This is a genomic window from Hungatella sp. (genome assembly GCF_046966825.1).
Genome location: NZ_JBKVCZ010000068.1, coordinates 19,404 through 31,629 on the forward strand (window position 1 = coordinate 19,404; position 12,226 = coordinate 31,629).

Annotated in this window: 10 protein-coding genes and 3 pseudogenes; 11 read left to right on the forward strand and 2 right to left on the reverse strand. The window is 43.9% G+C overall.

The annotated features are described in order from the left end of the window. Nucleotides 1-12: 12 nt before the first annotated feature. The 4 genes and pseudogenes from ACLTD4_RS19605 to ACLTD4_RS19620 all read left to right on the forward strand — a co-directional run bounded on the left by ACLTD4_RS19605 (nucleotide 13) and on the right by ACLTD4_RS19620 (nucleotide 4,672). Nucleotides 13-993 carry a DUF3991 and toprim domain-containing protein gene (locus tag ACLTD4_RS19605; RefSeq protein ID WP_118077422.1) on the forward strand — a complete coding sequence of 327 codons (981 nt, stop codon included), beginning with the start codon at nucleotides 13-15 and terminating at the stop codon, nucleotides 991-993. 82 nt (nucleotides 994-1,075) lie between these two features. After that, nucleotides 1,076-2,089, forward strand: a pseudogene (locus ACLTD4_RS19610) (type IV secretory system conjugative DNA transfer family protein); the annotation flags it as partial. Nucleotides 2,090-3,649: 1,560 nt separating this feature from the next. Next, nucleotides 3,650-4,402 (forward strand): annotated as a pseudogene (locus tag ACLTD4_RS19615) (type IV secretory system conjugative DNA transfer family protein); the annotation flags it as partial. 12 nt (nucleotides 4,403-4,414) lie between these two features. Beyond that, complete coding sequence (locus ACLTD4_RS19620) at nucleotides 4,415-4,672, forward strand: helix-turn-helix domain-containing protein (protein WP_118077420.1); 258 nt, start codon at nucleotides 4,415-4,417, stop codon at nucleotides 4,670-4,672. 196 nt (nucleotides 4,673-4,868) lie between these two features. Here ACLTD4_RS19620 and ACLTD4_RS19625 read toward each other — a convergent pair whose 3' ends face one another. Beyond that, nucleotides 4,869-5,015, reverse strand: a complete 147-nt coding sequence (locus ACLTD4_RS19625; RefSeq protein ID WP_156703686.1) for a hypothetical protein — start codon at nucleotides 5,013-5,015, stop codon at nucleotides 4,869-4,871. Nucleotides 5,016-5,088: 73 nt separating this feature from the next. After that, nucleotides 5,089-5,643: a putative ABC transporter permease gene (locus ACLTD4_RS19630; RefSeq protein ID WP_412331485.1), complete on the reverse strand. Its 555-nt coding sequence runs from the start codon at nucleotides 5,641-5,643 to the stop codon at nucleotides 5,089-5,091. A 1,289-nt stretch (nucleotides 5,644-6,932) separates the two neighbouring features. On the opposite strand from ACLTD4_RS19630, the gene ACLTD4_RS19635 reads away from it, so the two are divergent. The 7 genes and pseudogenes from ACLTD4_RS19635 to ACLTD4_RS19665 all read left to right on the forward strand — a co-directional run. Further along, on the forward strand, nucleotides 6,933-7,253 hold the full coding sequence (locus ACLTD4_RS19635; RefSeq protein WP_118077418.1) for an ACT domain-containing protein: 321 nt from the start codon (nucleotides 6,933-6,935) through the stop codon (nucleotides 7,251-7,253). A 380-nt stretch (nucleotides 7,254-7,633) separates the two neighbouring features. After that, a complete protein-coding gene (locus tag ACLTD4_RS19640; protein ID WP_412331486.1) occupies nucleotides 7,634-8,041 on the forward strand; it encodes a Fur family transcriptional regulator in 408 nt (135 codons plus the stop codon). A 472-nt stretch (nucleotides 8,042-8,513) separates the two neighbouring features. Then, nucleotides 8,514-8,825, forward strand: a complete 312-nt coding sequence (locus ACLTD4_RS19645; RefSeq protein WP_118077416.1) for an AraC family transcriptional regulator — start codon at nucleotides 8,514-8,516, stop codon at nucleotides 8,823-8,825. Between the two features lie 182 nt (nucleotides 8,826-9,007). Beyond that, the gene (locus tag ACLTD4_RS19650) at nucleotides 9,008-10,102 is read left to right on the forward strand and encodes a metal ABC transporter substrate-binding protein (protein ID WP_002571365.1); all 1,095 of its coding nucleotides are present in this window, start codon (nucleotides 9,008-9,010) and stop codon (nucleotides 10,100-10,102) included. A 23-nt stretch (nucleotides 10,103-10,125) separates the two neighbouring features. Next, nucleotides 10,126-10,833 carry a metal ABC transporter ATP-binding protein gene (locus ACLTD4_RS19655; protein ID WP_412331489.1) on the forward strand — a complete coding sequence of 236 codons (708 nt, stop codon included), beginning with the start codon at nucleotides 10,126-10,128 and terminating at the stop codon, nucleotides 10,831-10,833. Further along, a complete protein-coding gene (locus ACLTD4_RS19660) occupies nucleotides 10,820-11,617 on the forward strand; it encodes a metal ABC transporter permease (RefSeq protein WP_002565713.1) in 798 nt (265 codons plus the stop codon). The genes ACLTD4_RS19655 and ACLTD4_RS19660 overlap by 14 nt, the downstream gene beginning before the upstream one ends. A gap of 10 nt (nucleotides 11,618-11,627) precedes the next feature. Continuing rightward, a pseudogene (locus ACLTD4_RS19665) lies at nucleotides 11,628-12,226 on the forward strand (polysaccharide deacetylase); the annotation flags it as partial.

Consider the following 12,226-nt stretch of genomic DNA (forward strand, 5'->3'; position numbering starts at 1 on the left):
GGAGGTGGGCAGATGGGGTATGTGCATTTTACAGAAGATCAGAAACAGAGGGCCGGTTCCGTGGACTTGGTGGATTTTCTTCGGTTAAATGGAGAGAGACTCATTTCAGCCGGAAGGGAATGGCGTTTGAGCAGCGATCATAGTATCACGGTCCGGGGAAATACCTGGTATGATCATGCGGAAGAAAAAGGCGGAAGCCCAATCAGTTTTGTCCAATATGTTTACGGAAAAAACTATCCGGATGCGGTTACCATGCTGCTGAATGGAGAGCAGGGCGTAGCATACAAACAAAGCCAGAGAGAAGAAAGCACAAGGGCGCCGTTTGTACTTCCGCCGTCCAACAGCAACATGCGGCGGGTATATGCTTATCTGTTGAAAAACCGGTTTCTGGATCGGGAGATTGTGGATGCATTTGTAAGAAGCGGCCTGATTTATGAAAGTCTGGAGCCATCAAAGGATGGCGCAAAACAATTTCACAACGCAATTTTCGTGGGAAAAGATGAAGCTGGGACGGCCAGACATGCACATAAAAAGGGAATCTACACCTACGGGAAAAGTTACCGCGGGAATATTGAAGGGAGTGATCCTCGGTACAGCTTTCATTGGAAGGGAATCAGCAATACCCTGTATGTATTTGAATCGCCCATTGATTTGATTTCCTATATTTCACTTCATAAGGAGGGCTGGGAAAATCATAGTTATGTGGCGTTGTGCGGTGTTGGGCGTCAGTCCATGTACCAGATGCTGAAAGAAAATCCGAACTTGAAAACAATCTGTCTGTGTCTGGATTCCGATGCTCCGGGGATAAAGGCGATGAGGCGTATTACAGATGAATTGCTGGAGTTGGGATACCAGGATACGAAGGAGGAACGCTCCATTTATAAAGACTGGAATGAAGACTGTAAGGCCGTGCATGGACAGCCCGCACAAGCGGCTGAGGAGTTTCTGGTACAGCCCGCAATAGAAAGAGAATTAAATCTGGCCTACATCTAAGGCGTTGCGTACTTGTTCTTGGAAAAGGGGGAGTAACTTGTTAGAAAATCAACTTGTGCCACTTGTGTGTGTCGGCATTGGTATGCTTATCATGTTTGGAGTCATACCGCTTGTGGCAAACCATTATTCACTCAATGGTATTAAATCTAAAACCGTAGGAGATGGACAATACGGTACAGCCCGGTTTGCCAGCGAGGCAGAGCTCCGGAAGACATTTGCATATGTGCCATATGAACCGAAGCTGTGGAGGCAGGGGAAAAACCTTCCGGAGACACAGGGACTTGTGGTGGGCGCAAAGTTTACGCAGAGAGGAGTGACGGCACTGATTGATTCAGGGGATATCCATCTGCTAATGATTGGAGCGGCGGGCGTTGGTAAAACAGCCAACTTTTTGTACCCTTGTATCGAATATGCTTGCGCCAGCGGAATGAGTTTCATCTGTACCGATACAAAAGGAGATTTGTATCGGAATTATGCGGATATCGCAAGGAAATACTATGGGTACAATATCTCTATTTTGGATCTAAGAAATCCAACCAGATCGGATGGAGATAACATTCTTGGGATGGTAAATAAATACATGGACTTATACCTGGAGAATCCAGAAAACTTGGCAAACAAGGCAAAGGCAGAAAAGTATGCGAAGATTACAGCTAAAACTATCATCAGTTCCGGTGGAGGAGATTCGTCTTCCTATGGCCAGAATGCGTTTTTCTATGACGCGGCGGAGGGACTGCTAACCAGCGTAATCCTGTTGATTGCTGAATACTGTCCCAAAGAGCAGCGCCATATCATAAGCGTATTCAAACTGATCCAGGACTTGCTGGCTCCATCTCCGGTAAAGGGAAAGAATCAGTTCCATCTATTAATGCAAAAGTTGCCGCCAACTCATAAGGCGAAATGGTTTGCAGGCGCTGCGCTCAACTCTGCGGATCAGGCTATGTCTTCCGTGCTTTCAACGGCGATGTCCCGATTAAACGCATTTCTGGATTCGGAGATGGAGCAGATCCTGTGTTTTGACAGTGAGATGGATACGGAGACCTTTTGCAATTCTAAATCCGCCATTTTTATTGTTCTTCCGGAGGAGGATACCAGTGCGACACGTTTCTAACTGAAAAGGTTAGGCTCAAGGACAAATAAACGAAAAATTGAAAGGAGTTTCTGAAATACGAACTTGAAGAACTGATATTCCAAGAGGTGGAATGATGGTGTAACGCCCTGAAACGCCCCCTTGATACTGCGGCAAGAGGTGGGACTTTGTGATAATCCTGCTGTTTGAAGCCCGCAAAAGTCGGCAGAGAGTCACCCAAACAGGTCGAGCTGTGGAAAGCTGTTCAGAGGTGGACGGTGTGGCCTATATGCCGGAGGTCTAAAATATGCCTATGGTGAGTATGTAGTGTAAAAGACTACTGACGAACCTCAGATTGTAAGAGTCTAAACTTCCGCATAGCAGAAATGCTATGGTCTGCATGGCAGACGCAAGCCGGGGTAGAGTCAAAATTTGGTGTTATGAAATACCCTACGGTGTTACAGGCACCGGAGTAGTTTGCAGGCTTAGATGAGGCACCTAAGGGCATGAATGGAAAGATAGGAATATCGGAACGTGGTAAGGTCAGAACGTGGAGCCTGTCACAAGGCAGAGAAGCGTTAGAAAGGAAAATTCGATGAATATAACTTGCTTTTATCTGGCTGAAAGTGATGCCACAGTACCAGTGAAACGGTGATAACAAGCCGTGGAGGGATAGGCATTAGTCGCAAGAAAACTAAATAATAAAGATTACACAACATGTCATGGGCTCGAGTATGACTAAGAAAAGAAATCTCCATGTTGGAGGTTCTAACCATGACAAACTTGAAAACTCCCAAACGCCAAAAGCTTCGAAACAGTGAATATTATGATGTGTAAGGTGTGTTTAACGAATTATATGCCGTCAGCAAAAAAAGGGAAAAGTATTCGCCGATTTACAGGGGATAATTCAGTCAGAGAAAATATAAACTGGCATATAGAAATATGAAAACAAACAGGGGTAGTAGAACACCCAGAGTAGGCGATAAAACCATTAATGATTTGAGAAGATGGAGCGATACCGACCTTATCAGGAAACTTATGTGGAAGAGAAGTAATAGTAATAAGTATACACTGCAAGGGAGACAAGAAATTCACCAGAACTTGTTTGATATCAATGTAAAAATCTTGCGTTACCTTATGCGGAATTCTATTCTGAATTGGAGTATTGATTATAACGATGATCGAATCTTTCATTATTCCAGACAAATGGTGAAATGTGCAGTAACAGGTAAACGAATGATAGTGGAGGAAATTCACTGTCACCATAAGCTGTCTGTTATGTTTGGCGGTGATAGCCATGCACATTTGACGCTCGTATGCGCCGAAGTACATGGGTTGATTCGCGCTACCCTGAAAGAAACTATTACGACATGGTTAAAAGCGTTGTAGTTGATGGGCTATCAAATCAGGCGTGTAAGCAACCAGCGGAAGCTCTGTGAACTGTGGACGATTTGATAATAGAGTTTGAAAATGTGTAAATCATATTGAAGTTTTCTTGCGATGGAACGCCGGATGAGGTGAAAATCTCATGTCCGGTGTGAAGCGGGGGAAAATCTGGAGATAGTATCAAAGGGTTACCTATCGCTATCAAAGTATTTTATGGTAAGCCTGTTTTTGCAGCAGATCTACAGGGAAATGCTGTCAATCGCAGATGAACATGGAGGGAAACTTCCGAATCGTGCGGTGATTTTTGGAGATGAGCTCGGTACCATTCCCAAGATTGAATCTCTGGAGATGCTTTTTTCAGCTGGTCGATCCAGGCGGATCAGTATGATACCCATCATACAAAGCTTTGCCCAGCTGCAGAAAAACTATGGGAAAGAGGGAAGTGAAATCATCGTGGATAACTGTCAAGACGTTTTATTTGGTGGGTTTGCACCCAACTCGGAAAGTGCTGAGATTCTGTCAAAGGCATTGGGAAATAAAACGGTGTTGTCCGGCTCCATCAGCCGGGGGAAAAATGATCACAGCCAAAGCCTGCAGATGGTTGGGCGTCCGCTCATGACTCCGGATGAATTGAAGTCACTGCCCAAGGGACACTTTATCCTGGCGAAGACCGGCTGTCACCCGATGCGAGTAGAACTACGCTTATTTTTTAAATGGGGGATTGAATTTGAGGAAAAATATGAGGTGGAACAGCATGTGGCAAGGCAAGTGTCTTATGCGGACCGGCTGGAGTTGGAGCAGGAGATTGTTAGGAGACAATTTTGTGAGGATGAGGAGGCAAACTTTTATGAACCACCGGAAATAGAGGGGATTTCAGGCGGAGGTCTGGCGCATGTACCGATGCCAATCAGACAGGCAGTCTCGGGAACCAGACAACCACTTCGGACAGACTAAGGAGGGAGGTATGTGGGATATTACGATTCTGTTTACTCAGAGGAATTACCACACCGTGCGATTTCGGTGTATATGTATTTAAAAGAGCGAGCAGATAAAAACAGCCAGTGTTATCCGGCCATGAGCACCATCGCAGAAGAACTGAAGCTTTCGAGGAGAACGATCCAGCGGGCTGTAGCAGATTTAGAAAAGGCTGGATTTATTAAAACAGAACAACGCTTTAGAAGAAAGGGGGGTAAAAGTAGCTTACTATACACCGTTTTGAAATGATAGGATTACACCAAGGGGATACTCTGCATTTCCGGTGTCCTATGGTATGCGTCACTATGGCGCATGAAGGGAATATCCCATTGCGAGATAGTTTATTAAAACAGAAAAAAATAAGACCATTTAAAACCGCAGTTCATTCAGGGGTGTCTGGGAAGTGACCATTAAAATATTTATAATAGAGTGTTTACGAGTCATTCTAACTGAGTACTGGGTGTCCCTGCCGGAACAGTTCTTCTACTTCATAGAGATCACCGTGAATATAATCCGTTACCCAGTACCATTCACCGGTTCCTCCCCGCACAAGCTCCATACTGGTCATACCGCGTATGTCAACAATTCTCATGAACGCACCTTGCTCTCGCAAATATATCATGCTCTAAAATTTTTCTTTCACGGTTAGCTGGGATACATCATTTTTACACCAGTATGTAGCAAAGACAATCCAGCAGAAAAACTCCACCCAAAATCAGCGCGAGCACGTGTACGGTTCGATCCGCAGTCTTTGACACACAGCGTTGAAAGCAGGGATAAAGCAGATAGAGAAATACCATTCCGCCCGCACCAAATCGCAGACTTGGATTCAATGCAATTCGCCCCTGAAAGTTTGGCGTAAAACGATTATAATCCCACATCCAGCTTCCGGCAGTCCATTCCATCACATAGCTGGCCGCCAACTCAATCACGGTTGTGATGCCCACGATTCCAGCAAAAACCAGTACTGGCGTGATGGGAATTTTACAGACAAGGATACGTGTTTTCATTAGTCGGGACAAGCACAACAACAAAGCCATCGCACCAAAGCCGTACACTGGGCAGTATGGCCCTGTCAATACCCCCCGGTCGGAGTATCCCCACCGATAGATCACAACTTCTAAAAAAATCTCGTATCCCCATCCGATAAACGAGGTCAGCAGAAAAAACAGAAACAGTTCCTCGATTTTTCGCAAAATTTTCTTACTATCAACCAACATCTGGATGTACTCCTTTGTATTTCTTTTTGCAATTTATGGAGTGAAATAATTTTACCACATTTCGGCAAGCAATGCCAGTGTATAACACTGACAATTTTACTGCTTTGACAGGCCAGTAAAATGCTTTCCAGCCGCTTGTTAGGGCCGCCTATTTGCGGCCCCGCGCTATCGCTCTGGGCCTTATTTTCTACCACCCAACTTCTGGCTACCGTGACCATGAAAGAACATGGACATTTTGCTTCCGCACACTCTTTGATGTTGGTGGCTTTCAAATCGCTTAATCGTAACACTTGCCAATAATAAAAGCAGGGAGAAGTTATTTCGGCTGAATAATTACATCTATCCCTAACTTTTGTAACGAACGAAGATTTCTCTTGATTAAATTCTCTTGATTGATAACAGTATAATAATCTGCTCCTAAATCGCAGTATCGAACTTTCTCTTTTAGCATATGATAGATGGCTGTTAGCATGCTGTGCGCAATAGCTGTCAGTACTCGTTTCCCTCCTCTGCGCGCTGCAATTCGTTGGCATCGTGAATAAAAATAGCTTTGCTTATTCCTTATTCCAGCACGGGCGCATTCTACTAAACATGCTTTCAAATATCTATTTCCTTTTCATATTTGGCTACTCATCTTTTTACTGGCGATTTCTTTACATTCTGGCACAAGCCCTGCCCATGAACTAAAACGCAATTCATTTTGGAAGTGTTCCATTTCCACCCTGTTTCTGCCAGAATGCGTTCCACACTTTGCCTCCCGATTCCTGGAATCGCATCCAAAGCCTGAACAGCCCAGCTTATCGGCTCTGTTTTTTAATATTTTCATCTAAAACCGTGATGAGAGAAGTAAGAATTTCTATATGCATTTTTTTAAGACAGAAAAATATTGAGAGACATGCTGATTTTTATTGTGGCAGATATATTGGATTGTTATAATATGGATATGAAGAAAGCGATAAATTACATTTACGGAGGGATATTTGGTGGAATATGGAATTATAGTTGTGATGATAATTTGTGGAGTTTTACTTTTTATTGAAATTGATGAGTTGAAAAAGCAGGTAAAATCTCAGCAAAAACAGATTGATACTTTGTGAAAACAGACAGGAAATAAACAATTAGCAACATATTATATATCAGAAGAGGATAAAGAATATATCCTTCATCTTAAAAATAGTGGTAAGTATGTAGAAGCTGTAAAAAAAGTGAGAGAAGTGACTTCTATGGATTTAGTACAAGCAAAGCAATATGTTGATACACTATAAATTAGATTTGAGGGAGGTAATATCGTGGAAATAAGAAAGGTACATCAAGAATTTTCCGTATGCCAAGTAGAAGATTATTCGTTTGTAAATTTAGGTTCTGAGTATAGTTTCATTGGAAAAACTGATGAAGAAAAATCTCTTGTATGTATCACAAACGAAGTCCCACCAAATGTAATTCAGCGTGAGGACGGTTGGAAAGCTTTTCGTATTCAAGGTGTTTTAGATTTTTTGTTAATTGGGGTACTGTCTAAAATCGCCAGCAATTTGGCAGATAATGACGTTTCGATTTTTGCTGTATCTACTTACAATACAAACTATATTTTGATAAAAAAAGAAAATTATTAAAAGGCAATAAAAACGCTCAGTAAAGCTGGATATAAAATTATAGAGTGATAATTTCCAGTTTGACAATTTTATATCCATACATACAAAGCAGTTAGTCTTGGCAAGGACAGAGGACGGGCTGATGACGAAAAAAGGTAGGTAAGCGGCCCTTGACGTGATGGTAATAGTACTGGAGCCGAAAGAACCAGTGAACACAATCCTTTACCTGAGGGAAGGGGAACTGGGGGACGATGCGTTGTCTGGAATTAGCATAGTCACAATGTTGTGTGATTTTTTGAGAGGATGCTGGGTAGCTATAAATTAAATTGACATCTTGACATTATTCTGAAAATGTCTATAATATAAAAATAAAAATCAATTTCAAATTGGGGAGCGCTTATATGACAGAACGAGGCAGATACAAGACGAAGCAACAAGATCTCATATTAGAGTGTCTGAAAAAACAAAAATTGCGTTTTCTCACAGTGAGCCAGTTCATGGACTGTCTTAGGGAGAAGGGAGTGGTCGTTGGACAGACAACGGTATACCGGGTATTGGAACGCATGGTCGATGATGGAAAGATGATGAAGCTTCCGATGGAGGATGGTACCAAAGTACGTTATTGTTTTGCGGGTGAAGAAGATTGGAACAAGTTGGGGAAATTGGTATGTATGGGATGCGGTCGTCTTATTCCACTTGAATGTTCTAAAATGGCAGATTTTCTGGAACATATTTATAAGGAACATGGCTTCGAATTGGATCAGAAACACACAATCTTGTATGGCTATTGTGAATGCTGTAAAAATTAAGAGGTCTGTCCTAAAGATTGATCTGTGATGGCAAAATGGCCTTTCGTACGAAAGTCTTGTTACGTAATGTATTTTTGCATGGATACTGACAAAACTTTGTCAATGCTACAAGCAAAATAGCTATTAGTCCCCCAAAAATTAGTTTCTTTTAGTAATGCGAGATAGGACGGGTTTGTGGTAAAGCTACCGTTTATCAGCTGTCTCTTACTTGGGATTATTGAGGATGCTGCAAACACATTCTGTGTCATTGTATTCTAACAAAATTCTGAATGATTGTAGAATAACGATAATGGAGGGGGACCTATATCATAGAATAAACGATTGACGTTTTGAAGCCTGAGGAGATGGCAGGTTGCGAGGCTTATGAAACAGGAAGATCATTGGCTTTAGGCAATGGAGAGTCCATAGGTTAAAAACTGATAGTGGAATAAGATAACATCCGTTCAGGATAAAAGAAAAAGGAGGAGATGAAGTGGATTATTTAGATAAGCATAAAAGAATCTTTGCGTTCGTGACAGCGTTTCTTGTAACCGCTGTGTTGCTTCTCTCTGGCTTTTTTATTGTCACACATATAGAACATGAGTGTACAGGTGAGGATTGTCCTGTCTGCGCGGAGCTTCAGGAATGCGCTGCTACTATCCGCTTGATAACAGAAGTAGCAGGAACAGGAGCCATCGTCATCTTTGCATATATCATTACTCAAAAACTCTTATCATCTTACCAGACTGGACTCTATCTGTGCCCGGTTTCTTTGGTCAGCTTAAAAATCCGATTAGATAATTAAAACTTTCTTTCAACAAGGCTGTTTTCTATCCATATAACCGTTATCCTCTGGAATGGTGTACTCTGTGTATCAGGATACACGGTTTGGCGGAGATACGTTTGGACTGGGAACACGCCTTGTTTTTTGTGTGCTTGTATACCTGCTATTACTGTAAAAAAACACATTTCAGGAGGATGATTATTATGAATAAAAAATTAAATTCTACATTCTGCACACTGGCTGTGACAGCAATGGTTTCTGTTGCTATGCTTTCAGGGTGCTCAGGTACCACCGCTGCACCAGGGGCTTCTGATACAGACCAGGCTTCAACCACCGCTGTGGCAGGTGGAGATAAGAGTATGGGCGAGGCGTCAATGGAGGCAGAGAACACCGATGCTGGGATTGAATCAAAGGATACGGACGGACAGAAGCTGAAGGTAATGGCCAGCTTTTATCCTATGTATGATTTTGCTGTCAAAATCGGCGGTGATAAAGCGGAGGTGACCAATATGGTTCCGGCCGGCACAGAGCCCCATGACTGGGAACCGGCCGCAGCCGATATTAAGAATTTGGAGGAAGCGGCTCTTTTTGTCTACAGCGGCGGGGGTATGGAGCATTGGGTGGAGGATGTGCTTGCTAGCTTGGAAACAAAGAAGTTGGTATCGGTGGAAGCTTCCGCCGGAGTTACACTCAGATCAGGACACATTCATGATGAGGAAGAACATAAGGGAGCGGAGGAACACACAGAGGAAGAAGAACATGGCCATGACCACGGCCAGTTTGATCCCCATGTATGGCTCAGCCCTGTGAACGCAAAGAAAGAAATGGAAAACATTAAGAATGCTTACGTTAAGGCAGACCCGGAAAACAAAGATTACTATGAAAAAAATTATCAGACCTATACAGCCGAGTTTGATAAATTGGATCAGGAATATAAAGATACGTTGTCTGCCCTGCCTAATAAGAGCATTGTAGTGTCTCATGAAGCGTTCGGTTATCTCTGCGATGCCTATGGACTGACTCAGATGGGCATCGAGGGATTGTCTCCTGATTCGGAACCGGACCCGGCAAGAATGGCGGAGATCATTGACTTTGTAAAGGCCAATCACGTCAAAGTTATTTTCTTTGAAGAACTGGTAAGCCCGAAGGTGGCCGAGACAATTGCGGCGGAAACAGGAGCCCAGACCCGGGTGTTAAATCCACTAGAAGGATTAAGCGATGAGGAACTAAAAAATGGCGCAGATTATTTCTCTGTGATGGAGGATAACTTAAAGCAGCTGAAAGCTGCACTTGAATAAAAACAGGAACAGGAGTACTGATGATGGCTGTCATTGCAGTGAAAGGACTGGATTTTTCCTATGGAAATACCCAGATATTAAAGAATATCAATTTTACTGTTCCCGAGGGCCGATTTGCGGTTCTATTGGGACCAAACGGGGCAGGAAAAAGCACCCTGATAAAGCTCATGCTGGGGGAACTTCCGCTAAATGGACAAACAGGTAAGATTGAACTTCTGGGGCAGGAGATTCGGCAGTTTAAAGACTGGAAGAATATCAGCTACGTTTCCCAAAACGGTATGGCATCCTGTCAGAATTTTCCCGCTTCCGTAGAGGAGTTTGTCCAAGCAGGTCTATACACCCAAATTGGAAAGTTCCGGTTTGCCGGAAAAAGGGAGAAGGAGCAGGTTCGCCGTGTGCTGCATCAAGTCGGTATGGGAGATTTTGCAAAACGGCTGATTGGCCGACTATCCGGAGGGCAGCAACAGAGGGTCCTGCTGGCAAGGGCGCTGATAAACGCCCCGCGGCTTTTGCTGCTGGATGAACCCACTTCCGGTATGGACGAAGACAGTACTACTTTATTTTACCGGCTGCTGTATCAGATTAACCGGGAGCAGGGGGTGACCATCTGGATTGTAACTCATGATCGGAAACGGCTCATGGCTTATGCAGACGATATCTGGCTTTTAGAAGATGAGAAGATGAAATTGGTCCAGCCAGGCAGAGAGGAGGGAGAGCATGGAAATCTTTGAATATGCGTTCATGCAGCGGGCCTTTATTGTGGGCATTCTTCTGGCGGCCATTATCCCGTGTATCGGGCTAGTGATTGTATGTAAGCGTCTGTCCATGATTGGGGACGCCCTGTCCCATACCTCGCTGGCTGGGGTGGCGGCCGGGCTGCTCCTGGGGCTGAATCCTGTCTTGACCGCTGCGGCTGCCTGCGTGGTTGCCGCTATTGGGATTGAGGCGATACGCAGGAAGATTCCCAGATTTTCGGAAATGTCCATTGCTATCATTATGTCTGCCGGGATTGGCCTGGCGGGCGTTTTGTCAGGATTTATTAAAAATGCAGCCAATTTCAACAGCTTCCTGTTTGGAAGTATTGTGGCAATCAGTAACGGGGAGTTGTATCTGGTAATCGCCGTCAGCATGGCGGTTCTGCTTATGTTTCTGCTTATGTACAAAGAACTGTTTTATGTGTCTCTGGACGAACAAAGCGCCAGGCTGGCCGGGGTGCCCGTAAAGACAGTGAACTTTCTGTTTACTGTTTTAATCGCGGTGACAGTTTCTGTCGCTGCAAGGACGGTGGGGGCTCTCATCGTCTCATCCATGATGGTGGTTCCCGTGGCCTGCGCCATGCAGTTTGGAACGAGTTACCGTCAGACGCTTATTTTGGCGGTGGTTCTGGATATTCTGTTTATGATTACAGGCTTGTTCGCTGCGTACTACCTGGGATTGAAGCCGGGCGGCACGATTGTGCTAGTGGGAGTATTGGTTTTGATATTAGTGTTTGTAGGAAAGAGAATTCTGAGATGAAAATAATTATATGAAATTGCAAAAGAGAAAAAAGCAGTACGGAACAGTAGGAAAATATTGCGGCAGGGATTTGTATATTAAAAGAACAGTTAGAGGGAGACTACAGAGAAGGATAGGCCTAAGAAGAGGTAAGAACCGATACCTCTGCCTGGCTATAATTTGCGTCTGCCTGCTGGCTACAGGCGGTCTGTTGTTTAAAATGAGAATACTTCTGGGTGATAGGGAAATATCGACCACGGCATCTGCCGCAGAGTCAGCTTCGGCTTCTGGCAAGGAAGCTTCGTCATCTCCTGGTGAGAAAGCTTCACTATCCTTATTTGACAAGACGGATGAACTGCTGGCCCAGGTGGATAGAGCCGTTTCCCAGTATGACTATGACAGGGCTGTGGAGCTGCTTGTAGGAAACGGGGCTGATAAGGAAGATCCGAGGATTGGGGAAAAACTTTCTGATATTGAGGCTGTAAAGAAAACTCTGGTGGAACAGGACATTTACCAGATTACCCATATATTCTTTCATATTCTGGTAGAAGACCCAGGAAGGACATTTCTAGACACAGCCCAGGGCAAGGGCTACAATTCTGTGATGACCACGGTTCCGGAATTTGAAGC